At 65.2% G+C, this 227-nt stretch carries 1 pseudogene; it reads right to left on the reverse strand.

What is annotated here, in order from left to right:
* Positions 1-227, reverse strand: a pseudogene (locus F0Q45_RS27335) (isocitrate lyase); the annotation flags it as partial.

Raw genomic sequence — 227 nt, forward strand, 5'->3', positions numbered from 1 at the left:
AGCCGGCCTCACCGTCGGCGACGATCGGCACCAGCCAGTTGTTCACCGAACGGTCATTTTCGACCTTCGCGATTTCGTCGGCGCGCAGCAGCGCGTTGTTGATGCGACGGACGACCTGCGGCACCGAGTTGGCCGGGTAAAGGCTTTGGTCCGGGTAGGTGTGGCCGGATAGATTGGCGTCGCCGGCGACCTGCCAGCCCGACAGGTAGATCGCCTTGAGGCCGGCT

It is taken from the genome of Mycobacterium simiae (genome assembly GCF_008370645.1).
In the GTDB taxonomy this organism is placed as follows: Bacteria; Actinomycetota; Actinomycetes; order Mycobacteriales; family Mycobacteriaceae; genus Mycobacterium; species Mycobacterium simiae_A.